The sequence below is a fragment of the Streptomyces sp. NPDC042371 genome, from assembly GCF_056437465.1.
Genome location: NZ_JBWKAP010000008.1, coordinates 219,441 through 243,405, shown reverse-complemented (window position 1 = coordinate 243,405; position 23,965 = coordinate 219,441). Strand labels below are relative to the sequence as shown.

Sequence of the window (23,965 nt, the reverse complement as noted above, 5' to 3'; positions counted from 1 at the left end):
CAGACCGACCAACCGCCAACGCCTGAGCAGCTAGGCGACGCCGAGTTCGCACCAGACGAACTTGCCGGAGTCGATGGCCACGGGGTGCCAGCCCCAGCCATCCGCACAGGCCCGCACGAGGTCGAGGCCCCGGCCCTGTTCGGCACCCACAGCGGCGATGCATGGGGGTGGGGCCGGTGGCGTAGGGTCCGCGTCCCACGCTCCGATGCGGAGGACTCCGTCGGCGTAGCGGACGCGGAGGGCGGCGGGGCCCTTGGTGTGCCGCACGGCGTTGGACACGAGCTCCGTCGCCAACAGCTCTGCGATGTCCGTGAGTTGGGGCAGACAGTGGAGGGTGAGCATGAGGCGGAGGGAGCGGCGGCAGATCGTGACGGCGCGGAGGTCGTGGGGGATGTACAGGGTGTACTCCCAGGGTTCGCTTTCGCTTCCGGGCATGCGAGAACTCCTGTTGGCAGGGGAGAGTTACCGGACGCGGCGGGCTCTGGGCGGTGGCAGTGGCACCCTCGTCATGGCATGACGGGGTGGTGCGCTTCCGGGGTCCCGGTTCTCGCAGCGTGTGCGATGCGTCACTGACGGTAGGGTAGAAATTACTACCCCTGCAAGGCGGTCGCGTAATCTGACACCCGAAAGGGGTGGCACAACCACACCTGGCACCAAGGTCGTTGAGGAGATCAGGCCGATGACGATGCGGAACGAGCCCACCGCCCGCCAGGTACGTCTGGGCACGGAGTTGCGTCGACTACGCGAAGCCGCAGGCATGTCGGCCAAGGAAGTCGCGGGGCTGATCGGTTCCAGTTCGGCCCACATGAGCCAGATCGAGTCAGGCAGCTCCGGTATCAGCGAGGACCGGCTGCGCAGGCTGGCGGCACATTGCGCCTGTGGGGACGACGGACTGATCAACGCGTTGGCGACTCTCGCCACCGATCGCACACGCGGGTGGTGGGAGGAGTACCGAGGCGTATTGCCTTCGCCGTTCCTGGATCTATCCGAACTCGATCACCACGCGACGTTCCGACGCGACGTAGCGGTCATCCACATTCCGGGGCTCCTTCAGACCGAGCCCTATGCTCGCGAGCTGTTCTCGTACATGGCACCGGAACTCCCCGAAACGGAACATCAGCTGATGGTCAGCCATCGCATGAGGCGCCGAGTAGTCATCGAGAGGCCGAACCCCATCGCATACGAGGCCGTAATCCATGAGGCAGCGCTACGCATCAAGGTGGGCGACCGAAACGCGTCGGTGAAGCAACTCGCCCGCGTACTCGCGCTGTCCGAGGCAGAACACGTGACCGTACGGGTCATCCCGTTCAGCTTGAACAGCTTCGCGGGTGCTGGCAGCACGATGGTGTACGTCGGCGGGCCGGTACCGCGCCTGGACACTGTCGTACGTGACGCCCCGCACGGAACCGCCTTCATCGACGCCCCGGCCCAACTGGACCACTTTCGAACGCTCTTCCGTAAGGTGGAGGCAGTGTCACTCGACCCAACGGAGTCGCGTGACTTCATTCACCGGATGTCCAAGGAACTATGAGGTGACGTCATGACCACCCCCGTCAACTGGCAGAAGTCCTCCTTCTCCGGCGGTGGTGTCGGCAACGACTGCGTGGAACTGGCCAGTACCGGAACCGGAACCCACATCCACCTCCGCGAAAGCGACACCCCCACCGAGGAACTCCGCACCACCCCCAAAGCCCTCTCCCACCTCCTCCGCACCCTCAAAGCGAACGCCCAATGAGCTCCGCCACCTGGCAGAAGTCCTCCTTCTCCGGCAGCGGCGACGGCAACGCCTGCGTGGAACTAGCCGCCACCGGCCCACAGATCCACCTCCGCGAGAGCGAAGACCCCCACCACCGAGCTGCTCACCAGCCGGGCGGCCTTGGCCAGCCTCTTGCACGCCATCAAGGCGAGCGAGCAATGAGCGCCCCCACCTGGCAGAAGTCCACGTTCTCCGACGGCGGTGACGGCAACACCTGCGTGGAACTAGCCACCACCGGCCCACAGATCCACCTCCGCGAGAGCGAAGACCCCGCCACGGAACTGATCACCGACCCGGAAACCTTCGCGGGACTCCTGCGCGCCCTCCGGGCCGGGAAGCCGCTCGGCCAACAGCCGTAGCGTGGAGGGGAACGTTTCCTCCGTACTCGAAAGGGTGATCGCACCCTGCCGACCGGGACACCCGGGCCTTGATCCACCTAGGTTCCACGCATGGTCACATCACAACACGAGGCCTCGCACCGGATCTTCCAGGAGCAACCGGAGCTACTGAGACCGGTATTCCGCATCCTGGGCGTACCACTTCCCGAGAGACCGTCCGTCGAGGTGATCACACCGGACGTCACCGAGACCCGTCCTCTTGAACGCCGGATCGACACCCTGCTCCGTATCAATGAGCCAGATGGTGACGGATTCCTCCTGGCCATCGAGGCCCAGCGACGCCGGGATCCGGACAAGGCCGCGAGCTGGGGGTACTACCTGTCCTACCTGCACTCGAAGTACAGCATCCCGGCGCTGCTACTCGTCGTGTGCCAGGACAAGACCACATCCGACTGGGCCAAGGGCCCCTTTCGGATGGGCCTGAGCGACTGGACCGCCCTCAGCGTGCACCCCATGGTCGTCGGCCCCGACAACGTGCCGATGATCACCGACCCCGAGGAGGCCGCGCAGGACTTGGCCTTTGCCGCCTTCTCCGCCGTGACACACGGGCGCAGTCCCGGCGGCAAGGCCATACTGGAGACACTGGTCACCGCCCTGGGGGCGACCGGGGACAGGGAGACGTTCGACCACTACTGGCAACTGGTTGACGCGGGTCTGGGAGAAATCCCGGCCAGGACTGCATGGAGGGACTTGATCAAAATGGCTGCGGACATCTACTACCCCGGACAGGGAACGCTCGCCGAGGAGAAGTACCTCGAAGGCGAAGCCAAGGGAAAGGCCAAGGGAAAGGCCGAGGCCCTTCTGATCTTCCTGGAGCAGCGCCAGGTCCCGATCCCGAAAAACGCCCGCTTCCGGATCAGCGCCTGCACCGACCTGCACACCCTCGACCACTGGCTCACCCGTGCCCTCACGGTCACCCACGCCGACGAGCTCTTCACCGACGCGCCGGAGCACGGCGAGGCGTAACGCTTACGGCGACGCAACGCGCATGTGAGGGGCCCGGAACCGTGACGGCGGTTCCGGGCCCCTCATGCGTGCGTCAGCTCAGACGATGAAGTTCTCACAGGCGGTGGGAATCCAGCCCTTGGTCCCCCGGTAGTTGATGTACGACCACCGGTTGTCGTTGTGCCAGCCGCACATCGAGTAGGTCTGCCCGTACTTCACCTCGCACGCGGCCCACTTGGCCTTGGCGCCCTTCGGGTACAGCCCCACGGCCGTCGAGTTGAGCTTCCGCGTCTTGCGGATCTTGACGCTCTCCTTCGCCTTGATCGGGTTCCCCTTGCCGCACGCCTTGCTCGCCACGCTCGTGGGAGCGGCATCCGGCGTGACCGCACTGGCCGTCGCCGTTCCGGCCGCAAACGCGGCCCCCGTCATCGCCACGACACCCAGCAGAGAAGCCAACTTCCGCACTGCATAACCCCGTTCACTAGCTGCGGGGCTTCTGCACACCCCGCGGTACGCCGCACAGCCTAGGTCATCATGATCGCGTACGCGAACGGAAAGGGACACGGAAAGAAACACGGAAGGAGACGTGGAAGGAGACGCGGCGCCGACCTCCCAAAGGCTCCTGCCGGACCCGCCGTTGAGCGATCCCGCCGGAGTGGAAGACCACGTGAGCGGCAGCACTGCCGAACGCCGAGCCAACGACTTAGCGCCCGTACGACCCCACAAGCCGCCCCAACTGCCGTCCCGCCGCCCGCAAGGGCTCCTCGCTCCGGCTGACCTGGGACGTTACTTCGGCGCCCTCCAGCGCGCTGATCACCGTCGTGGACACCTCGCGGGCGTCGTCCGCGGCGAACCCGGCGTCGAGGAGCCGCTCCTCCACGATCCGCTCCCAGCCGCGCAGCGCGTCCGCGCACACCTGCTGGATCTCCGACTCCGTCCCCAGCGTCTCCAAGGCAGCCGCCGTCACCGGGCAGCCGTCGGTCCACCCCGACTCCCGCAGCAGGACGGCGAGTTGGACCGCGCAGCCCTCCACCGCCGCCCCCGGGTCCGCCTCCCGCGCCAGCGCGTCCCTCAGCACCGCCGCGAACTCCTCGTCGCTGTGCTTGATCGCGGCGACGGCGACGGCCTCCTTCCCGCCGGGAAAGAAGTGGTAGACGGAGCCGAGCGTGGCCTCCGCCTCCTTGGCGATCTGCTTGATGCCCGTACCCACATAGCCCTGCCGCTGGATGAGGCGTGCGGCGACGACGACGATCCGGTCGCGGGTGCTGAGGGCTGAGCTCTGCTGGGCCATGTCCCCCACTCTACCCACCACTAAGTAGAGCGTTCGTTCTAGAGGCGTGCTACGTTCCTTCCACGCACTGGATAGAGCGATCGTTCTAGTCACCGTCTGGAGTCACGCATGCCTTCCACCGCACAGTCCGTCACCGTGATCGGCCTCGGCCCCATGGGGCAGGCCATGGCCGCCGCCTACCTCGACCGCGGCTACCGCGTCACCCTCTGGAACCGCACCCCGTCCCGCGCCGACGCCCTCGTGGAGCGCGGGGCGATACTCGCCGAGAGTGTGGAAGGTGCCCTGCTTGCGAACGAGTTGGTGATCCTCAGCCTCACCGACTTCGACGCGATGTACGCGATCCTGGGGTCCGCCGATGGAGCCGCCGCGGGAGCCGCCGAGGGAGCCATCGCGGGCCGCACCCTCGTGAACCTCAGCTCGGACACCCCGGAGAAGGCGCGGGCGGGGGCCCGTTGGGTGACCGGGCTCGGCGGGACGCATCTGACCGGCGGCGTCCTCTACCCGCCGCCGCTCATCGGCACCCCGGACACCTCGACCTTCTACAGCGGGCCGCGCGAGGCGTACGACCGGCACCGCGCCGCCCTCGAAGTCATCACCGGCAGGTCCGACTACCGGGGCGAGGACCAGGGGCTCGCCGCGCTGATGTACCAGCTGAACATGGCGGTCTTCTGGCCCGCGATGATCGCCTTCTGGCAGGCCACCGCCATCGCGGGCGCGCACGGCCTCACCGCCCGGGAGATCGCGCCGTACGTCACGGAGAACTTCGCGGGCATGGGCCACTTCGTCGACTTCTACGCGGCCCGCATCGACGCGGGCAACCACACCGGTGACGTCGACCGCACCGCCATGGGCCTGGCCAGCATGGAGCACGTCGTCCACACCGCCTCCGACGCGGGCGTCGACACGGCGTTCCCGGCGGCCGTGCACGACATCTTCCGACGCGTCGTGGAAGCCGGGCACGGGGCGGACAGCTTCTCGCGGGCCGTCGAGCTGATGCGCGGTCACACCACCTTGGGGGCCACCCGCATCCCGATGTAGCAGCACTCCGTGCCGTCGCTCAACGTCGAGAACACCACCGGCATGTAGCCCTCGCTGAAGGACGGACCCGCGCCGGTGCCCGCGAAGGCCGTCTCCGTCACGGCGTACAGGTCAACGTCCAGCGGCGGCGAGAAGTCCTTCATCCCGTCCACGAACTCGTAGACCAGGTGGGGCGCGCCGTCGCGCTCGGAGACGGTGATGACGACGCCCGCGCGCTTGTACGTGCCCACGTACCGCGAGAAGTCCACCTCCGGCGCCTGCACGGGCGGCTCGAAGGCGTCCGGCATCCGCACGCCCGCCAGCTCGCCGAGCAGTTCGCGGAAGAGGGCGGCGTAGAGCTCGCGGGCGCCGCCGCCGTTGGTGAGGAGCACGACCGCCACGCCCGCCTCGGGGATCACGCGCAGATAGCCGTACTGGCCGATCGCCGCGCCGTCGTGGCCGTAGCCCGCGATGCCGTCCCAGTTGTAGAGGGTCCAGCCGAGGCCCCAGCCGTCCGCGCTGACCGTCCACTTGTCGGGCACGTCGGCCACGCGGCGCTGCATCTCATCGACGGTTCCCGCGGTCAGCAGCCGCGTCCCGTCGGGGGCCGTGCCGCCGTCGAGGTGCAGGCGGGCCAGGCGGGCCACGTCGCCCGCGGAGACCAGGACCCTGCCGTAGGGGCCCGCCGAGCGCGGCATCAGGTCCCAGGCGGGGGCCGGGTCCGGGTACTGGCCCGGCTCCCCGAGGTGGCTCATCGCGACGCGGTACGACAGCGCCTCCTCGGGCAGCGTCATGGAGCGCTCCAGACCGAGGGGGGTGAAGAGGCGGTCCTTGAGGGCCTGGTCCCAGGTCTGTCCGGTCAGCACCTCGATGATCCGGCCGAGGACGTTGTAGCCGAGGCTGCTGTAGGAGACGGCGGTGTCGGGGCGGCAGTCCATGGCCACGCCCCTGGCCGCCTCGACGTACCGGGCGAGGCAGTCGTCGCCGCGCCCCGCGTCGTAGGTGAAGTCGCAGGTCAACCCGCTCGTGTGGGAGAGGAGTTGGCGGGTGGTGATGGAGTGCGTCGCCTCCGGGTCGGCGGCCTCGAACTCCGGGAGTATCCCCTTCACCGGAGCGTCCAGGTCCAGTTCGCCCGCGTCGGCCAGGCGCATGATCAGCGTCGCCGTGTAGACCTTGGCGATCGAGCCGGACTGGAACACCGAGTCCGTGGTCACCGCCACGCCGGTCCCGCGGTGCAGCACGCCGCTCGCCAGCTCGTGGATCTCCCCGTCGACGAGGACGGCGAGCGCGGCGCCCGGCACGTGGTGGGCGGCGCGCAGCTCGTCGAACCGGGCCTGCCAGCGGGCGAGTTCGAACTTGATCTCCGGGGTCTCCGGGGTCTGCGAGGTCTCCGGGGTCTCCGGGGTCTCCGGGGTCTCCGACATGGCGTCCTCCACGATCATCGATGCGTACGTCGTGCTCGTCTTGCGAACACCGTACGCACAGTACGGGCAGAGACCACCGTACGCAAGATGCGTACGGCGTGCGCTACGGTGGTCGCGACCGCCCGCATCCCACCAGGAGGCCCCCATGCCCGCCGAGCAGAAGCCCGAGATCGCCTCGGTCTGGACCCGTCCGCGCCGCCGCCGCGAGCAGCTGAGCCGGGAGCAGATCGTCGCCGAGGCCGTGCTGCTGCTGGACGCGGACGGGATCGAGGCACTCAGCATGCGCAAGCTCGGCACCCGGCTCGACGCGGGCGCCACCTCGCTCTACCGGCACGTCGCCAACAAGGACGAGCTGATCGAGCTGGTCGTCGACGAGGTCTATGGAGAGCTTGCGGTGCCCACCGCGGCCGGTCCCGAGGAGTGGCGGGACGCTGCCGCCCGCAGCGCCTACAGCCTGCGGGCGATGATCCTGCGCCACCCCTGGGTCGCCTCCGTGCTCGGCCAGGTCGGCCTCGTCCACCTCGGCCCGAACGTGGCGAAGATGTCGGAGCGGATGGCCGCGGTGTACCGGACGGCAGGATTCCCCGAGAACGAAACCGAACTGGCCCTCAGCACCGTCATCTCCTATGTGATCGGGATGGCGACGAGCGAGGCCGCGTATCTCTCCCTGATCGCCCGGAGCGGCAGGACGGAGCGGGAGTTCGCGGAGAGCCTGCGGGGCGGCGGCGCGGGGGACACGGGCGCCGAGACCCCTGAGGACTCCGAGGACCCCGAGGACCCCAAGGACCCCGAGAAGGTGCGCGAGGAGACCTTCGACTACGGACTCCAGCGCGTGCTCGACGGGCTGCAGGCGCGGCTCGGCTCGACGGCACCTTGAGTTCCGCTCGGTCCGGCTGCCCACTGAAACGGGAGATACGCATCACGGTGAGCTAAGTCATGCGCAGAGGCAGCCTAAATTGACGGCGCCTTCACACCTGCGTACGTAAGCTTCACGACATGGCCACGACTCCCTCCTCCGAACGGCGCCGCACCGCCGACGAGGTCAACGAGGAAATCCGTGCGCTGTGGCTGCGCGCAGGCGGCCGCCTCCGCCCGGACGAGCGGCTCGTGTACGAGAAGCTCGTCACCGAGTGGGCCGAGGCCGATGCCTCGCACGCCTCCCCCACCCACGCCTCTCCCACCCACGCCGCCTGACGCCACAGCCGCGCACGCGCAGCAGCCGGGGTCCCGCGGCGGCGGCGAACTCCTCGAAGTCGCCCCGCATCGCTCCCCCGCCTTCGTTCCGTTCGGTCTCCCACACCCCTGGAACGCGGTGGCGCGCCGAACGGGTTGCCCCGGAACGGAAGAAGGGCCCCGGAACCGTACGGTTCCGGGGCCCTTCTCAGGCCGTGGCGGCGACTACTGCGCCGCGGGCTTGCGCAGCGAGATGTTCAGCTCGCGCAGACGCGACTCGTCCAGCTCGGTCGGCGCGCCCATCATCAGGTCCTGCGCGTTGCCGTTGAGCGGGAAGGAGATCGTCTCGCGGATGTTCGGCTCGTCGGCGAGGAGCATCACGATGCGGTCGACGCCCGGGGCGATGCCACCGTGCGGCGGGGCGCCGAGGCGGAAGGCCTTCAGCATGCCCTTGAACTCGTGCTCGACGGTCTCCGCGTCGTAACCCGCGATCTCGAAGGCCTTCAGCATGACGTCGGGCTCGTGGTTGCGGATCGCGCCGGAGGAGAGCTCGATGCCGTTGCAGACGATGTCGTACTGCCAGGCCAGGATGTCCAGCGGGTCCTTCTCCTCCAGGTCCTTCATGCCGCCCTGGGGCATCGAGAAGGGGTTGTGGGAGAAGTCGATCTTCCCGGTGTCCTCGTCCTTCTCGTACATCGGGAAGTCGACGATCCAGCAGAAGCGGAAGACGCCCTCTTCGAAGTGCCCGGCGCGCTTGGCGGCCTCGACGCGCACGGCCGACATGATCTTGGAGACCTCGTCGAACTCGCCCGCGCCGAAGAAGACGGCGTGCCCGGCTTCGAGGCCGAGGCGCTTGGTGAGCTCCTCGACGTTCGCCTCGGTCAGGAACTTGGCGATCGGGCCCGTCAGCGAACCGTCCTCGGCGACACGCACCCAGGCCAGGCCCTTCGCGCCCTGCTCGACCGCGTAGTCACCGAGGCCGTCGAAGAACTTGCGGGACTGCGACGCCGTGTCGGGCACCGGCAGGGCGCGCACGTGCTTGCCCGCGAACGCCTTGAACTCGGAGCCCTCGAAGATGTCCGTGATGTCGGTCAGTTCGAGCTTGGCGCGCAGGTCGGGCTTGTCGTTGCCGTACTTCAGCATCGACTCGCGGAACGGGATGCGCGGGAACGGCGAGGTGACCTCGCGGCCGCCGCCGAACTCCGTGAAGAGCTCGGTCATGAGCTTCTCGATGGGCTGGAAGACGTCTTCCTGCTCCACGAAGCTCATCTCGACGTCGAGCTGGTAGAACTCGCCGGGCGAGCGGTCCGCGCGGGCGTCCTCGTCGCGGAAGCACGGCGCGATCTGGAAGTAGCGGTCGAAGCCCGAGATCATCAGCAGCTGCTTGAACTGCTGCGGCGCCTGCGGGAGCGCGTAGAACTTGCCGGGGTTCAGCCGGGACGGGACGACGAAGTCGCGGGCGCCCTCGGGAGAGGTCGCGGTGAGGATCGGCGTCGCCATCTCGTTGAAGCCGAGGGCCACCATCTTCGAACGGATCGAGGCGATGACCGAGGACCGCAGCATGATGTTGCGGTGCATGCGCTCGCGGCGCAGGTCCAGGAAGCGGTACTCCAGGCGGCGCTCCTCGTTCACGCCGTCCTCGGCGTTGATCGTGAAGGGGAGGGGGCCCGCGGCGCCGAGCACCTCGACCTCGCTCGCCTCGATCTCGACCTCGCCGGTCGGCAGCTCCGGGTTCACGTTGTCCGTGCCGCGCGAGACGACCTTGCCGTCGACGCGGACGACCGTCTCCTTGGACAGCTTGTCCAGGACCTCGGCGGCCTTGGTGCCCGGGCGGGCCACCAGCTGCGTGATGCCGTAGTGATCGCGGAGATCGATGAACAGAATGCCGCCCAGGTCTCGGCGATTGTGCAGCCAGCCGCTCAGCCGGACGTCGGTGCCGACGTCAGAGGCGCGGAGCTCGCCGCAGGTGTGGGACCTGTACCGATGCATCGTCGTTCATCCAGTCTTCGCGAATAGGGGAGAGAGCAGACCTCCACAAGGCTACCGTCCGGCCGAAGATCGGTTTCCGGATATTCCTGGGAGCCACCCGCCGGAGGGCCCGGAACGACGGGGCTCGGTGGCGGCTCGCCTGTACATCTTCCTAAAGTGGGTCAATGCGCACCGACGATCCCCTGCTACAGGCGGGGGACGACTCCCTGCCTCCCGTACGGGACGTCCTGGCCGCCATCGCGACCGGGCTGTGGCGCTGGGACAACACGTCCGGGACCGTCACGCTCGACGCGGAGGCGGCCCGGCTCCTCGGTCTGCCCGCCCGCGCCCAGACCCTCACCGAGGCCGGCGTGCGCTCCCGTTTTCACCCGGTCGACTGGAACGAGATCTACGGAACCGTCCAGCTCGCCGTCGCCGAGGGCACCCTCGCCGAGGCCCGGCTGCGGATCATGGACGAGACGGGGCGGCGGGTCCTGCGGATCGTGCGCAGCCGTTCCAAGCCCGTGCTGCACGGGACGACCGAGGCGTACGAGCTGATCGGCACCCTGCAAGAGGTCACGGACCCCACGCCCGGGTCCGCCGCCCGCACCCCGGTCACGGGCGACTGGCGCCGCTCCCGCGAGGCGTTCCTGCTGGACGCCGGGCGGGCGCTCGCCGAGGCGCGGTCCACGGAGGAGGTCCTCAGGGTCGCCGGGGGGCTCTCCATGCCGGGGTTCTCGCCGGACGGCCTCGCGGTCTTCGGGGTGGAGGGCGAGCGGCTGACGATCATCGGGCACCACGGCCACCAGCCCGGCGACGACGGCCCCTTCTCCGCGATGCCCCTGGACACCGACTATCCGGCCGCGGAGGTGGTGCGCACCGGCCGGGCCGTCTATCTGTCCACGCCGGAGGACTACCGCAGGCGCTATCCCGCCTCCTGGCCGCTGGCCAGCCGCTTCGAGCGGCAGTCGTGGGCGTTCCTGCCGCTGACGGTCGCGGGGCGCACGATGGGCACGTGGATGGCCGCCTTCACGTATCCGGTCTCGTTCACGCCCGACGAGCGCTCGGTCCTGACGACGGTGGCGCGGATGCTGGCGCAGGCCCTCTCGCGGGCCGGGGTCGCGGAGTCCGAGCGGGAGCTGACGGAGGGCCTGCAGCGCTCGATGCTGCCGATGCTCGGGCCGCAGATCCCCGGGATGAGCGTGGCCGCCCGCTATGTGCCGACGGGCGGCGGTCTGCAGGTCGGCGGCGACTGGTACGACATGATTCCGCTGCCCAGCGGCCGCATCGCCTTCGTCATCGGCGATGTGCAGGGGCACGACGTGCGGGCCGCGGGCCTGATGGGTCAGCTGCGGATCGCCCTGCGCGCGTACGCCTCCGAGGGGCACCGCCCCGACGCGGTCCTGTCCCGCGCCACCCGCTTCCTCTCCGGGATCACGGAGTCCATCACCTACGGGTCGAGCGGCACGGGCCCCGACGAGGCCATCGAGTACGACCCGCGCTTCGCGACCTGCCTGTACGTGGAGGCCGACCCGGCGACCGGCGTCCTGGAGATGGCCCGCGCGGGCCACCCCGAGCCCGCGATACGCATGCCCGACGGAACGGTTCTGCTGAGGCCCACCGCGGGCGGCCTCCCGCTCGGCATCGACCCGGACGCCGACTACCCCACGACCCGGCTCGTCCTGGAGGCCGGTGAGACCATGCTGATCTGCACCGACGGCCTCATCGAAACCGGCGGCCACGACCTGGACAGCGGCTGGGCGCGGATCAGGGCGACGCTGGAGGAGTACGCGGGCGAGGGCGAGCCCGACAGCCTGGAGCAGCTCGCCGACGCGCTCGTGCAGGCCGTGCACGGGCCCTCCTCGCACCACACCACGGGCCCGCTCGCGGACCGCCGCGAGGACGACATAGCGGTGCTGCTGCTGAGCAGGACGGGCCGCTCCGAGCAGCACGCGGACGCCCGCCGCACGGTCCTGACCGTCGCCCAGGCCGAGCCGGAGCGCATCGCGGGGGCCCGCAGCCACCTGCGGGACCTGCTGCACGACTGGGCGGACGACGACCAGGTCGACTCGGCGGTCCTGATGGTCTCCGAGATGCTCACGAACGTCCTCGTGCACACGGACGGCGACGCCCTGATGGTCGCCGAGGTGACCGGCGAGCCCGGGGCGCGGCGGCTGCGGGCCGAGGTCGCCGACGGCAGCGACGACCTGCCGCACCGGCGCCACCCGGGCGAGCTCGCCTCGTCGGGGCGCGGCCTGGTCCTGATGGAGCTGCTCGCCGGGGCGTGGGGCGTGGATCCGCGCGGCGACGGCAAGAGCATCTGGTTCGAGCTCTACGAGGACGCGGGGTCGCCCGGGGCGGCCGGTGGGGCCGCGGTCGTGGATGTGGACGTGGACGACCTGCCGGATCTGCCCGACGTACCGGATGTACCCGACTCGCCGGACGTACCCGCGTAACGCGACCGCAGCTCCGAGACGATGCCGAACGCGGCCGCCGTCAGCGGCACCGCGAGCAGCATGCCGAGGATTCCGGCGACCGAGGCCCCCCCGGTGATCGCCAGCATCACCACCGCCGGGTGCATCTGCACGGTCCTGCTCTGGATCATCGGCTGGAGGATGTGGCCTTCGAGGACCTGCACGGCGAGGACCACGCCGAGCGCCCAGAGCGCGATGGCGAAGCCACGGTCGGCGAGGGCGACCAGGATGGCGACCGCGCCGGACAGGAACGCGCCCAGGTAGGGGATGTAGGCGCCGACGAAGACCAGGGCGCCCAGGCCCCAGGCGCCGGGGACGCCGAGGATCAGCAGGCCGACGGTGATGCACAGGGCGTCGATGAACGCGATGATCGTGGTCCCGCGCATGAAGCCCTCGATGGCCTCGAAGGCGCGGCGGGCCATGGCCTCGATGGAGTCGGCGCTGTCGCCTGGGGCGAGCTGGCGCAGGGTGCCCATCGCGCGCTCGGAGTCGCGCAGGAAGAAGAAGACGAGCAGCAGGGCGAGGACGGCCATCGCCATCATCTCGCCGACGGTGCTGAGGCCGCTGATCACTCCGGACGCGGCGGTTCCGCCGAACTTGCCGAAGAGTTCCTTGGCGTTGGACGCCATGTCGTCGAGCGAGGTCCCGGCCGCCCCGAAGTACTTCGACAGGTCCTCGGCGGACTGCTTGAGCGAGGCGATGATCTGGTCGCCGCTGTCGATCAGCGCATTCACCACGATGTACGTGGCCCCGCCGACGACGGCGACGACGGCCGCACAGGTGAGCCCGGCCGCCAGGGAGCGCTGCACCTTCATCCTGAGCAGGCGCCGGTACAGCGGTCCGAGGAGCGCGGTGCCGAGGAGCGCGAGGAGGACCGGGGTCACGGCTGTCTTGAAAGTGACGCAGAGCCAGACCCCCACGGCGGCCACGCCGGTGACGAGGAGGGCGACGACGCACCAGGCGGCGACGCGGCGCGCGGGCTCGGGCAGGAGAGTGCTCACCTCTCCTACCCGAACACGGGGTCAGGCTCCCCGCACGTTATGTACGGCTGCCCGCCGACCCCGTACCGCCTACATGCCGTGCACGGCGGGGACCGTGCCGAGCAGGCCCTTCTGGAAGTCCTCGAAGGCCTGCTGCAGCTCGGCCTGACTGTTCATCACGAACGGGCCGTAGTGCGCCATGGGCTCCCGGATCGGCTGCCCGCCGAGCAGCACGATCTCCAGGTCGGGGGCGTGCGCGTCCTGCCGCTCGTCCGCCCGGACGGTCAACGAGGACCCGGCGCCGAAGACCGCGGTCTGCCCCATGTGCACGGGCCGCCGCTCGGTGCCGACGCTGCCGCGTCCCGCGAGGACGTACGCGAGGCCGTTGAAGTCCTCGCGCCAGGGCAGCGTCACCTCGGCGCCGGGCCGCACGGTCGCGTGGATCATCGTGATCGGCGTGTGCGTGATGCCGGGGCCCTCGTGACCGTCCAGCTCACCGGCGATGACGCGGAGCAGCGCGCCGCCGTCGGGGGTGGAGAGCAGCTGGACCTGGCCGCCGCGGATGTCCTGGTAGCGGGGGTCCATCATCTTGTCCTTGGCGGGCAGGTTCACCCACAGCTGGAGGCCGTGGAAGAGGCCGCCGGACATGACGAGGGACTCCGGCGGCGCCTCGATGTGCAGCAGGCCGCTGCCCGCCGTCATCCACTGGGTGTCGCCGTTCCTGATGGTGCCGCCGCCACCGTTGGAGTCCTGATGGACGAAGGTGCCGTCGATCAGGTACGTGACCGTCTCGAAGCCACGGTGGGGGTGCCAGGGGGTGCCCTTCGGCTCGCCCGCCTCGTACTCCACCTCGCCCATCTGATCCATCATGATGAACGGGTCGAGGTGCTTGTAGTTGATTCCCGCGAAGGCCCGGCGCACCGGGAAGCCCTCGCCCTCGAATCCGCTCGGCGCCGTGGTCACGGCGAGCACGGGGCGCGGCGTCGCATCGGCCTGCGCCACCACTCGGGGCAGGGTCAGCGGGTTCTCGACAGTCACTGCAGGCATGGTCGGTACCTCCTGTGCACTCACTTTAGTTGAACGTAGAACTTTCTGCCACCTGGAACGAGTGAAGCCCGGAGGGAATTCCCTCCGGGCTTCATGAGCGGCCAGAAACGATCTACGAACTACGAGCGGCGCCCTAGCCGTACATGCGACGCATCGCGAAGTCGACCATCTGCTCCACGGCCTTCGCGTCGAAGACCATGCGGTGCTCGCCCTCCATGTCCAGGACGAAGCCGTACCCCGTCGGGAGCAGGTCGATGACCTCCGCGCCGGTGATCACGAAGTACTTGGAGTCCTTGCCCGCGTACCGGCGCAGCTCCTTGAGGGAGGTGAACATCGGGATCACGGGCTGCTGGGTGTTGTGCAGCGCGAGGAAGCCGGGGTTGTCGCCGCGCGGGCAGTAGACCTTCGACGTGGCGAAGGCCTGCTGGAAGTCCTCGGCGGACATCGACCCCGTCGTGAAGGCGCGCACCGCGTCCGCGAGGGACGGCGGCGAGGGCTCGGGATAGAGCGGAGGCTGCTGGCCGTAGCCACCGCCGGGCATGCCCTGCATCTGCTGCGGCGGCGGCTGCGCGCCCGGCGGGGCGTACTGCTGCTGGGCGCCGGGGTTCTGGTCGTAGCCGTACATGCGCGTAAGCGTACTGAGTCACAGATGGGCGGTTAGGGGTTGCTTCTTATTACCGACGGGTAGCATCATCATGTCTACTTGCTGGTACTCATCCCTTTTCTGCTTACGGAGCCTTCGCCATGGGCCACTACAAGTCGAATCTCCGCGACATCGAGTTCAACCTCTTCGAGGTGCTCGGCCGCGACAAGCTGTACGGCACCGGCCCGTTCGCGGAGATGGACGTCGACACCGCCAAGAGCATCCTCGACGAGCTGCGCCGCCTCGCGGAGAACGAGCTCGCCGAGTCGTACGAGGACGCGGACCGCAACCCGCCGGTCTTCGACCCCGCCACCAACACCGCCCCGGTGCCCGCGACGTTCAAGAAGAGCTACCAGGCCTTCATGGACTCCGAGTACTGGCGCCTCGGCCTGCCCGAGGAGATCGGCGGCACGACCTCCCCGCGCTCCCTGATCTGGGGTTACGCGGAGCTGCTGCTCGGCGCGAACCCGGCCGTGTGGATGTACTCCTCCGGTCCCGCATTCGCGGGCATCCTCTTCGAGGAGGGCAACGAGGCGCAGAAGAAGGTCGCCTCGATCGCCGTCGAGAAGCAGTGGGGCTCGACGATGGTCCTGACCGAGCCGGACGCAGGTTCGGACGTGGGCGCGGGCCGCACCAAGGCCGTGCAGCAGGAGGACGGCTCCTGGCACATCGAGGGCGTGAAGCGCTTCATCACGTCCGGCGAGCACGACATGTCGGAGAACATCCTCCACTACGTCCTCGCCCGCCCCGAGGGCCACGGCCCCGGCACCAAGGGCCTCTCGCTCTTCCTCGTCCCGAAGTACGAGTTCGACTGGGAGACCGGCGAGCTGGGCGAGCGCAACGGCGCGTACGCCACGAACGTCGAGCACAAGATGGGCCTCAAGGCCTCCAACACCTGCGAGATGACGTTCGGCGACCAGCACCCCGCCAAGGGCTGGCTGATCGGCGACAAGCACGACGGCATCCGCCAGATGTTCCGCATCATCGAGTTCGCCCGCATGATGGTCGGCACGAAGGCCATCGCGGCGCTCTCGACGGGCTACCTGAACGCGCTGGAGTACGCCAAGGAGCGCGTCCAGGGCCCCGACCTGGCCCAGTTCATGGACAAGGCCGCGCCGAAGGTGACGATCACCCACCACCCGGACGTGCGCCGCTCCCTGATGACGCAGAAGGCGTACGCGGAGGGCATGCGCGCCCTGGTGCTGCACACCGCGGCCGTCCAGGACGACATCCAGGTCAAGGAGGCCGCGGGCGAGGACGCGTCGCAGCTGCACGCCCTCAACGACCTGCTCCTGCCCATCGTGAAGGGCTACGGCTCGGAGAAGTCGTACGAGCAGCTGGCGCAGTCGCTCCAGACGTTCGGCGGCTCGGGGTACCTCCAGGAGTACCCGATCGAGCAGTACATCCGGGACGCCAAGATCGACACCCTCTACGAGGGCACCACCGCGATCCAGGGCCAGGACTACTTCTTCCGGAAGATCGTCCGCAACCAGGGCGCCGCGCTGAACGGCCTGGCCGAGGAGATCAAGAAGTTCCTCGCGGTCGGCACGGGCGGCGAGCAGCTGGCCGGCGCCCGCGAGGAGCTGGCCAAGGCCGCGGTCGAGCTGGAGGCCATCGTCGGCGTCATGCTGACCGACCTCGCGGCCACCGAGCAGGACGTGAAGGCCATCTACAAGGTGGGCCTGAACACCACGCGCCTCCTGATGGCCTCGGGCGACGTCGTCGTCGGCTATCTGCTGCTTCGCGGTGCCGCGGTGGCAGCCGAGAAGCTGGAGACGGCCTCGGCCAAGGACGTGGCCTTCTACCAGGGCAAGATCGCGGCCGCGAAGTTCTTCGCCACGAACGTCCTGCCGGGCGTCGCGAACGAGCGGAAGCTCGCCGAGGGCGTGGAGCTTGACCTGATGGAGCTGGACGAGGCGGCGTTCTAGTTCGACCTGCTTCGACCAGATTCCTCTCGCACGTCAGCGCGATGCCGCCACCCGATCCTTTCGGGTGGCGGCATTGTCGTATGGGCTGGGTACGCTGAGTGAACGGCCGAGAATCCCGTCCATGGGAGGAACCATGACCGCCGAGCCCCACACCGACGAGCTGCAAGCGCTCCAGCCCGACGGCTCGGCGTGGCCGATGCCGCCCCAGGACGGCTACACGACGGACGACTTCTTCGCGCTCGACCTCCCGCCGCACACAGAACTGATCGACGGGAGCCTGGTTTTCGTGAGTCCGCAGCGCAAGTTCCATACGCTGGCGATGGACCTCCTGGTGAACGGCGTACGGGCCACCGTCCCCGAGCACCTGCGCGTCCGCCGCGAGATGGCCGTCGTCCTCGGCCGCAAGCAGGCACCCGAGCCTGACCTCGTGGTCGTGACCGCGGAGGCAGATGCCGACGACTGCATGACTCGCTACCAGGCTGCGGACGTCCTCCTCGCCGTCGAAGTCGTCTCCCCCGACTCCGAGGACCGCGACCAGGACACCAAGCCCCGCAAGTACGCCGCAGCCGGAATCCGGCACTACTGGCTGGTCAGGATGGACGAGAACAAGCGGCCCGCCGTCCACACCTACGAGCTCGACCCACACACCGGCGCGTACGCGTGCACCGGCATCCACCACGACCGGCTGAAGCTCTCGGTGCCGTTCACGATCGACATCGACCTCACCGAATACCACCGCCTCTGATCGCCCCGCCACTCGAACACCGGCCCCATTAGGCTGGCAGCCATGCGCACACCCTCCGGCCCCTTCGACCGCGGCCACACCGAAGACCTCATGACCTTCCTCGCGGCGAGCCCCTCGCCGTACCACGCCGTGGCGAGCGCCGCCGAGCGGCTGGAGAAGGCCGGGTTCCGGCAGGTCGAGGAGACTGACGCCTGGGACGGCACGACCGGCGGGAAGTACGTGCTGCGGGGCGGCGCCATCATCGCCTGGTACGTCCCGGAGGGCGCGTCCGCGCACACCCCCTTCCGCATCGTCGGCGCCCACACCGACTCCCCCAACCTGCGCGTGAAGCCGCAGCCCGACGCGGGCTCCCACGGCTGGCGGCAGGTCGCCGTCGAGATCTACGGCGGGCCGCTGCTCAACTCCTGGCTCGACCGCGACCTCGGCCTCGCCGGACGCCTCACGCTGCGCGACGGCACCACGCGGCTCGTGAACATCGACCGGCCGCTGCTGCGCGTGCCCCAACTGGCCATCCACATGGACCGGTCCGTGCACACCGACGGGCTCAAGCTCGACAAGCAGAAGCACATGCAGCCCATCTGGGGGCTCGGCAACGACGTCCACGAGGGCGACCTGATCGGCTTCCTGGAGGACGAGACCGGGCTCGACGAGGGCGACGTCACCGGCTGGGACCTCATGACGTACGCCATCGAGGCACCGGCCTTCCTCGGCCGCGACCGCGAACTGGTCGCGGGCCCCCGCATGGACAACCTGCTGTCCGTGCACTCCGCGACGGCGGCCCTCGCGGCCGTCTCCGCCCAGGAGAACCTCGCGTACATCCCCGTGCTCGCCGCCTTCGACCACGAGGAGAACGGCTCGCAGTCCGACACCGGCGCCGACGGCCCGCTGCTCGGCAGCGTGCTGGAGCGGTCCGTGTTCGCGCGCGGAGGGTCGTACGAGGACAAGGCGCGGGCGTTCGCGGGGACCGTCTGTCTCTCCTCCGACACCGGTCACGCCGTCCACCCCAACTACGCGGAGCGGCACGACCCGACGCACCACCCGCGCGCCAACGGCGGACCGATCCTCAAGGTCAACGTGAACAACCGTTACGCCACCGACGGTTCGGGCCGCGCGGTGTTCGCCGCCGCGTGCGAGAAGGCGGGCGTTCCCTTCCAGTCGTTCGTCTCCAACAACGCGATGCCGTGCGGCACGACGATCGGCCCGATCACCGCGGCGCGGCACGGCATCAAGACCGTCGACATCGGCGTCGCGATCCTCTCCATGCACAGCGTGCGCGAGCTGTGCGGCGCCGACGACCCGCACATGCTGGCCAACGCGCTGGTGGCGTTCCTGGAGGGCTGAGCTCCGAATGCCTGTGTGGGTACGGAGCCTCCGGGTACTCGGAGGCTCCGTAGCCACTACGCAGGGAGGCGGTCCATATGGGTCTCGGCGGATGCATCATCCTGATCGCCGTGGGTGCCATCCTCACGTTCGCGACCGACTGGGAGATGGAGGGGCTCAACCTCACGGTCGCCGGAGTCATCATGATGGCCGTGGGGCTCATCGGTGTCGCCGTCTTCACCAGCATCGCCCGTCGCAGGAAGGCAGTGGTCCCGCCGGTCGCCCAGACGACCGTCGTCGACCCGGACCAGCAGCCCCGCAACTACTGACGCCCCACAGCAGCCGACCGTGTCCGAAGTGCGGCGCTTCGGGGTAGTCATGCGCCATGAGACTTCTCGTACGCGACCGCATGCTCGGCATCGGTGACGACTACTGGATCGAGGACGACCAGGGCCGCAAGGTCTTCCTCGTCGACGGCAAGGCCATGCGCCTGCGCGACACCTTCGAGCTGAAGGACATGCAGGGCAGGGTCCTCATCGACATCCACGCCAAGATGCTCGCCCTGCGCGACACGATGGTCATCGAGCGGGAGGGCGAGCCGCTCGCCAGGGTGAAGCGCAAACGCCTGTCGCTGCTGCGCAACCACTACCGCGTCGCGCTGGTCGACGGCACCGAGCTGGACGTCAGCGGCAAGATCCTCGACCGCGAGTTCGCCATCGAGTACGACGGTGAGCTGCTCGCCGACATCTCGCGCCGCTGGTTCCACGTGCGCGAGACGTACGGCCTGCAGATCACCCGCGAGGACGCCGACCCCGCGCTCCTCCTCGCCGTCGCGGTCTGCGTGATCCGGCTGGCGGAGAAGGAGCGGGAGGGAGACGGAGACGACGACTGACGATCGCGGCGGAGCCGCGTTCAAGGGCGCGGGGGGGGGGACTGTGCCGGACCCGCCCCCGAAGATCGCGGCGGAGCCGCGTTCAAGGGGCGCGGGGAACTGCGCGACCAGCCACGACGAACCCGCAGTCGCGCACCCGCACCCGCACCCGCACCCGCACCCGCACCCGGCAGGAAAATCTCCCGCTAGGGCCTCGCGCCCCGCGGCGGCGCCTGCCCGAGGAGGCGGTCCTTCAGGGCCGGGAACTGCTCCCGGGTGGCCGCGACCTTCGCGGGGTCGAGGTCGACGGTAAGGACCTCCTCACCGTCACCCGCCTCCGCGAGCACCTCGCCCCACGGGTCGACCACGACACTGTGCCCGGCCTGCGGAACCCCCGCGTGCGAACCACCGGTCCCGCACGCCAGCACGTACACCTGGTCCTCGACCGCCCGCGCCCGCGCGAACAGCAGCCAGTGCTCCCGGCGCCGCGCGGGCCACCCCGCGGGCACCACGAACATCTCGGCGCCCGCGTCGACGAGCCCCCGGAAGAGCTCGGGGAAGCGCAGGTCGTAGCAGGTCGCGAGGCCGAACGTGGTGTCCGGCGTACGCACCGTCGCCAGCTCGGAACCGGCCGCCATCATGACGGCCTCGCCCTTGTCGAAGCCGAAGCGGTGGATCTTCCGGTAGGCGGCGGCGAGCTCACCGGCCGGGGAGAAGACGAGCGAGGTGTTGTAGAGCGGCCCCTCAGGGTCCCGCTCGGGGATCGAGCCCGCGTGCAGCCAGACGCCCGCCTCGCTCGCGGCCTTCGACATGGCCTCGTACGTCGGGCCCTCCAAGGGCTCCGCCTCGGCCGCGAAGGACTCGTACGCGAAGGCGCCCGTCGTCCACAGTTCGGGGAGAACGACCAGATCCGATCCGTCCCGCGCGCTCACTTCACGTACAAGTGAAGCAACCCGCGACCGACGGGAATTGACCGGTTCGTCCTCGTCTACGGCGATCTGGATGAGGGAGGCGCGCACACTACCACCGTCCTGGCATTCGAGCCGTCAACACGGGCCTACGATCGTCACACGAAAGCACTGCCGGGGTGCCTGCGGGCAGCGTAACTTAACGTCTCAGACACCCACCGCCCGCGCACAACCGCAAGGGGTCCCGTGAGTCTCCATCCCAGCCTGCAAACCTACGCCGATGCCTGGACACATTCCGTCGAAGCGATATCCGAGCTGGTGTCGCCGCTCGCCGAGGGGGAGTGGAACTGGGCCACCCCCTGCCCCGGCTGGTCGGTGCGCGACATCATCTCCCATGTCATAGGCCTCGACTGCGAGATGCTGGGCGACCCCCGCCCGATCCACACCCTGCCCCGCGATCTGTACCACGTGCAGAACGAGAGCCAGCGGTACATGGAGATGCAGGTCGACGTGCGGCGCCACCACACCGCGCCGGAGATGACCTCCGAGCTGGAGTACACGATCATCCGCCGCTCCCGGCAGCTGCGGAACGAGTCGCGGGAACCCTCCACCAAGATCCGCGGCCCCCTCGGCTCCGAGCAGACCCTCGAACTGGCCATGCGGCTGCGGGCCTTCGACGTGTGGGTGCATGAGCAGGACCTCCGCACGACGCTGCGCAAACCCGGCCACCTCGACTCCCCCGGGGCCTACGTCACCCGGGACCTGCTCCTCCAGGGCCTCCCGAAGGTCGTCGGCGAGAAGGCGGGCGCCCCCGCCAACTCGGCGGTCGTCTTCGACGTGAGTGGTCCCGTCGAGTTCCTGCGCACGGTCCGGATCGACGGCGACGGCAGGGGCACCGTGGACAACGCGCCCTCGCTGGGCCCGCTCGCCACCCTCGGCCTCGACTGGGAGACGTACTTCAAGCTCGCCTGCGGCCGCGTGACGTACGCGTCCGTGGCGGACCGCGTCAAGATCGAGGGCGACCACGAGCTGGCGGACGCGATCCTGCGGGACTTCGCGGTGACTCCCTGACCCTGCCGACGGATGAGGGCGCGCCCGCTTCAGGCAGGGACGTGCACGGCCTCGACGCGGCTGGCGACGAGCTGCTCCCGCTCCCTTCGCACCGCCCGTGACTTGAGCCGCAGGATCTGGACGAGCCCGACGGCCTCCAGGACGAAGACGGCGGAGAAGGCGATGCGGTAGTTGTCGCCGGTCGCGTCGAGCAGCACACCGATCGCGAGCAGCGTCGTCATGGAGGCGACGAAGCCGCCCATGTTGGTGATGCCGGACGCCGTGCCCTGCCGCTCCGGCGGGTTGGCGGGCCGCGCGAAGTCGAAGCCGATCATGGAGGCGGGCCCGCAGGCGCCGAGGACCGCACACAGGACGATCAGCAGCCACATCGGGGCGTGGTCCCCGGGATAGGCGAGCGTGGCCGCCCAGGCCGCCGCCGTCGTCCCGATGGTGCCGAGCGCCAGCGGGAGGCGGGCGGCGTGGTGCCGGGCCACGATCTGGCCGTAGACGAGGCCGATGACCATGTTGGACAGCACGACGAGCGTGAGCAGTTCACCGGCCGCCGCCCGGGACAGGCCCTGCGCCTCGACGAGGAACGGCAGCCCCCACAGCAGCAGGAACACCATCGCGGGGAACTGCGTCGTGAAGTGCACCCACAGGCCGAGCCGGGTGCCCGGCTCCCGCCAGGACAGCGCGATCTGCTTGCGCACGAAGGCCGCCCCGCTGTGCTGCGCGGGCTCCGGCTCGTGCCCCTCGGGGTGGTCCTTCAGGAACAGCGTCATGAGGACGAGTACGACGACACCGCACAGCGCGCTGCCCGCGAAGGCCGCGGTCCAGCCGACGGAGTGCAGGAGCCGGGCCAGGACGAGCGTCGAGACGAGGTTGCCCGCCATACCGACGAGGCCCGCGAGCTGGGCGACCATCGGGCCGCGCCGGGCCGGGAACCAGCGGGTGCCGAGCCGCAGGACGCTGATGAAGGTCAGCGCGTCGCCGCAGCCCAGCAGGGCGCGGGAGACGAGCGCCATTCCGTACGAGGGCGAGAACGCGAAGCCGAGCTGCCCGATCGTGAAGAGGATGACTCCGATGGTCAGCACCTTCTTGGTGCCGAGCCGGTCGACCATCAGGCCGACGGGTATCTGCATGCCCGCGTAGACGAGCAACTGGAGTATGGAGAAGGTCGAAAGCGCCGACGCGTTGACGTGGAACCGGTCCGCGGCGTCGAGCCCCGCGACGCCGAGCGAGGTCCGGAAGATGACGGCGACGAAGTAGACGGCGACGCCGATCGACCAGACGAGGACGGCCTTCTTCCCACCGGGCGGGTCGCCGGGCAGGGAGACGGGCGCCGTGGCTGAGCTCATCGGACTTCGCCCCGCGCCAGGTTCTGGAACCAGCCGACGTGCCGGGTGACCACGGCGACCGCGGCGTCGGCGTCGCCGCGGCGCAGCGCGTCGAGGATCTCCTCGTGCTCGGCGAGGGTCTTCGCGATCCGGTCGGGGTGGGAGTGCATCACGGCGACGCCCATCCGCAGCTGCCGGTCCCTGAGCTGGTCGTAGAGGCGGGAGAGGATCTCGTTGCCGCCGCTGCGCACGATCTCCGCGTGGAAGCAGCGGTCGGTGACCGCGGCCTCCGCGAGGTCCCCGGCGGCGGCCTGCGCGCGCTGCCGGTCCAGGAGCTCCTCCAGGCGGCCGATCAGGCCCGCGGGCGCGGGGACCGCCTTGCGCACCGAGTGCGTCTCGACGAGCAGCCGCGTCTCGACGACGTCCGCGATCTCCTGGGCGGAGACGGGCAGCACGAGGGCGCCCTTCTTCGGGTAGAGCCGCAGCAGCCCCTCCACCTCCAGCTTCAGGAGCGCCTCGCGCACCGGCGTGCGGGACACCCCCACGGCCTCCGCGAGCTCGCCCTCCGTGAGGAGCGTGCCGCCCTCGTAACGGCGTTCCAGGACGGCTTGCTTGACGTGCGCGTAGACGCGCTCGGCGGCGGGGGGCCGCTTGACGGCGGCGAGAGCGGTGGCTGGCATGCGCACAGCA

Annotated in this window: 24 protein-coding genes and 2 pseudogenes; 15 read left to right on the top strand and 11 right to left on the bottom strand. The window is 69.5% G+C overall.

The genetic code is table 11. From position 1 onward, the window contains the following. Nucleotides 1–30: 30 nt before the first annotated feature. The gene (locus tag AC068B_RS25275; RefSeq protein ID WP_478673918.1) at nt 31–435 is read right to left on the bottom strand and encodes an ATP-binding protein; all 405 of its coding nucleotides are present in this window, start codon (nt 433–435) and stop codon (nt 31–33) included. A gap of 244 nt (nt 436–679) precedes the next feature. On the opposite strand from AC068B_RS25275, the gene AC068B_RS25270 reads away from it, so the two are divergent. The 5 genes and pseudogenes from AC068B_RS25270 to AC068B_RS25250 all read left to right on the top strand — a co-directional run bounded on the left by AC068B_RS25270 (nt 680) and on the right by AC068B_RS25250 (nt 3,120). Then, nucleotides 680–1,531: a helix-turn-helix domain-containing protein gene (locus AC068B_RS25270; protein WP_478673917.1), complete on the top strand. Its 852-nt coding sequence runs from the start codon at nt 680–682 to the stop codon at nt 1,529–1,531. A 9-nt stretch (nt 1,532–1,540) separates the two neighbouring features. Beyond that, nucleotides 1,541–1,735, top strand: coding sequence for a DUF397 domain-containing protein (locus AC068B_RS25265; protein WP_478673916.1), 195 nt, complete (start codon nt 1,541–1,543; stop codon nt 1,733–1,735). Then, nucleotides 1,732–1,800: pseudogene (locus AC068B_RS25260) on the top strand (DUF397 domain-containing protein); the annotation flags it as partial. The gene AC068B_RS25265 and the pseudogene AC068B_RS25260, both read left to right, overlap by 4 nt. A 114-nt stretch (nt 1,801–1,914) precedes the next feature. Further along, nucleotides 1,915–2,115, top strand: a complete 201-nt coding sequence (locus tag AC068B_RS25255) for a DUF397 domain-containing protein (protein ID WP_478674169.1) — start codon at nt 1,915–1,917, stop codon at nt 2,113–2,115. 90 nt (nt 2,116–2,205) lie between these two features. Beyond that, nucleotides 2,206–3,120, top strand: a complete 915-nt coding sequence (locus AC068B_RS25250; protein ID WP_478673915.1) for a hypothetical protein — start codon at nt 2,206–2,208, stop codon at nt 3,118–3,120. A gap of 78 nt (nt 3,121–3,198) precedes the next feature. Here AC068B_RS25250 and AC068B_RS25245 read toward each other — a convergent pair whose 3' ends face one another. Together AC068B_RS25245 and AC068B_RS25240 are read right to left on the bottom strand one after the other, a co-directional pair. After that, nucleotides 3,199–3,555, bottom strand: a complete 357-nt coding sequence (locus AC068B_RS25245; RefSeq protein ID WP_478673914.1) for a hypothetical protein — start codon at nt 3,553–3,555, stop codon at nt 3,199–3,201. A gap of 247 nt (nt 3,556–3,802) precedes the next feature. Further along, nucleotides 3,803–4,390, bottom strand: a complete 588-nt coding sequence (locus AC068B_RS25240) for a TetR/AcrR family transcriptional regulator (RefSeq protein WP_478673913.1) — start codon at nt 4,388–4,390, stop codon at nt 3,803–3,805. Nucleotides 4,391–4,498: 108 nt separating this feature from the next. On the opposite strand from AC068B_RS25240, the gene AC068B_RS25235 reads away from it, so the two are divergent. Then, nucleotides 4,499–5,428 carry an NAD(P)-dependent oxidoreductase gene (locus tag AC068B_RS25235; RefSeq protein ID WP_478673912.1) on the top strand — a complete coding sequence of 310 codons (930 nt, stop codon included), beginning with the start codon at nt 4,499–4,501 and terminating at the stop codon, nt 5,426–5,428. Here the strand turns inward: AC068B_RS25235 and AC068B_RS25230 are convergent. Continuing rightward, entirely contained in the window at nt 5,392–6,831 is a 1,440-nt protein-coding gene (locus AC068B_RS25230; protein WP_478673911.1) for a serine hydrolase domain-containing protein, read from the bottom strand. The genes AC068B_RS25235 and AC068B_RS25230 overlap by 37 nt on opposite strands. Before the next feature lie 145 nt (nt 6,832–6,976). Between AC068B_RS25230 and AC068B_RS25225 the strand changes: the two genes are divergently transcribed. Continuing rightward, nucleotides 6,977–7,708 carry a TetR/AcrR family transcriptional regulator gene (locus AC068B_RS25225; protein WP_478673910.1) on the top strand — a complete coding sequence of 244 codons (732 nt, stop codon included), beginning with the start codon at nt 6,977–6,979 and terminating at the stop codon, nt 7,706–7,708. A gap of 119 nt (nt 7,709–7,827) precedes the next feature. Beyond that, nucleotides 7,828–8,025, top strand: a complete 198-nt coding sequence (locus AC068B_RS25220) for a hypothetical protein (RefSeq protein WP_478673909.1) — start codon at nt 7,828–7,830, stop codon at nt 8,023–8,025. A 204-nt stretch (nt 8,026–8,229) separates the two neighbouring features. Here AC068B_RS25220 and aspS read toward each other — a convergent pair whose 3' ends face one another. Then, nucleotides 8,230–9,993 (bottom strand): aspartate--tRNA ligase, encoded by a 1,764-nt coding sequence (gene aspS, locus AC068B_RS25215; protein ID WP_478673908.1) that lies wholly within the window; start codon nt 9,991–9,993, stop codon nt 8,230–8,232. Nucleotides 9,994–10,157: 164 nt separating this feature from the next. Here aspS and AC068B_RS25210 point away from each other — a divergent pair. Beyond that, a pseudogene (locus AC068B_RS25210) lies at nt 10,158–12,338 on the top strand (ATP-binding SpoIIE family protein phosphatase); the annotation flags it as partial. Here the strand turns inward: AC068B_RS25210 and AC068B_RS25205 are convergent. The 3 genes from AC068B_RS25205 to AC068B_RS25195 all read right to left on the bottom strand — a co-directional run bounded on the left by AC068B_RS25205 (nt 12,305) and on the right by AC068B_RS25195 (nt 15,098). Then, nucleotides 12,305–13,447: an AI-2E family transporter gene (locus tag AC068B_RS25205; protein WP_478673907.1), complete on the bottom strand. Its 1,143-nt coding sequence runs from the start codon at nt 13,445–13,447 to the stop codon at nt 12,305–12,307. The pseudogene AC068B_RS25210 and the gene AC068B_RS25205 sit on opposite strands and share 34 nt — an antisense overlap. Nucleotides 13,448–13,516: 69 nt before the next feature. Next, entirely contained in the window at nt 13,517–14,473 is a 957-nt protein-coding gene (locus AC068B_RS25200) for a pirin family protein (RefSeq protein ID WP_356260860.1), read from the bottom strand. A 133-nt stretch (nt 14,474–14,606) separates the two neighbouring features. After that, entirely contained in the window at nt 14,607–15,098 is a 492-nt protein-coding gene (locus AC068B_RS25195; protein ID WP_055563227.1) for an SseB family protein, read from the bottom strand. 119 nt (nt 15,099–15,217) lie between these two features. On the opposite strand from AC068B_RS25195, the gene AC068B_RS25190 reads away from it, so the two are divergent. The 5 genes from AC068B_RS25190 to AC068B_RS25170 all read left to right on the top strand — a co-directional run bounded on the left by AC068B_RS25190 (nt 15,218) and on the right by AC068B_RS25170 (nt 20,001). After that, nucleotides 15,218–17,044: an acyl-CoA dehydrogenase gene (locus tag AC068B_RS25190; RefSeq protein WP_478673906.1), complete on the top strand. Its 1,827-nt coding sequence runs from the start codon at nt 15,218–15,220 to the stop codon at nt 17,042–17,044. 133 nt (nt 17,045–17,177) lie between these two features. Beyond that, nucleotides 17,178–17,789 (top strand): Uma2 family endonuclease, encoded by a 612-nt coding sequence (locus AC068B_RS25185; RefSeq protein WP_478673905.1) that lies wholly within the window; start codon nt 17,178–17,180, stop codon nt 17,787–17,789. Between the two features lie 42 nt (nt 17,790–17,831). Then, nucleotides 17,832–19,130: a M18 family aminopeptidase gene (locus tag AC068B_RS25180; protein WP_478673904.1), complete on the top strand. Its 1,299-nt coding sequence runs from the start codon at nt 17,832–17,834 to the stop codon at nt 19,128–19,130. Nucleotides 19,131–19,207: 77 nt separating this feature from the next. Beyond that, nucleotides 19,208–19,438: a DUF6458 family protein gene (locus AC068B_RS25175; protein WP_478673903.1), complete on the top strand. Its 231-nt coding sequence runs from the start codon at nt 19,208–19,210 to the stop codon at nt 19,436–19,438. Between the two features lie 56 nt (nt 19,439–19,494). Continuing rightward, complete coding sequence (locus tag AC068B_RS25170; RefSeq protein ID WP_478673902.1) at nt 19,495–20,001, top strand: LURP-one-related/scramblase family protein; 507 nt, start codon at nt 19,495–19,497, stop codon at nt 19,999–20,001. 185 nt (nt 20,002–20,186) lie between these two features. Here the strand turns inward: AC068B_RS25170 and AC068B_RS25165 are convergent, their stop codons facing one another. Then, entirely contained in the window at nt 20,187–20,999 is an 813-nt protein-coding gene (locus AC068B_RS25165) for a carbon-nitrogen family hydrolase (protein WP_478673901.1), read from the bottom strand. Nucleotides 21,000–21,134: 135 nt separating this feature from the next. On the opposite strand from AC068B_RS25165, the gene AC068B_RS25160 reads away from it, so the two are divergent. Beyond that, entirely contained in the window at nt 21,135–21,959 is an 825-nt protein-coding gene (locus AC068B_RS25160; protein ID WP_478673900.1) for a maleylpyruvate isomerase family mycothiol-dependent enzyme, read from the top strand. A gap of 29 nt (nt 21,960–21,988) precedes the next feature. Here the strand turns inward: AC068B_RS25160 and AC068B_RS25155 are convergent, their stop codons facing one another. Together AC068B_RS25155 and AC068B_RS25150 are read right to left on the bottom strand one after the other, a co-directional pair. Further along, nucleotides 21,989–23,296: an MFS transporter gene (locus AC068B_RS25155; RefSeq protein WP_478673899.1), complete on the bottom strand. Its 1,308-nt coding sequence runs from the start codon at nt 23,294–23,296 to the stop codon at nt 21,989–21,991. Next, on the bottom strand, nt 23,293–23,955 hold the full coding sequence (locus AC068B_RS25150) for a GntR family transcriptional regulator (protein ID WP_478673898.1): 663 nt from the start codon (nt 23,953–23,955) through the stop codon (nt 23,293–23,295). Before AC068B_RS25150 ends, AC068B_RS25155 begins: the two co-directional genes overlap by 4 nt. Nucleotides 23,956–23,965 lie beyond the last annotated feature (10 nt).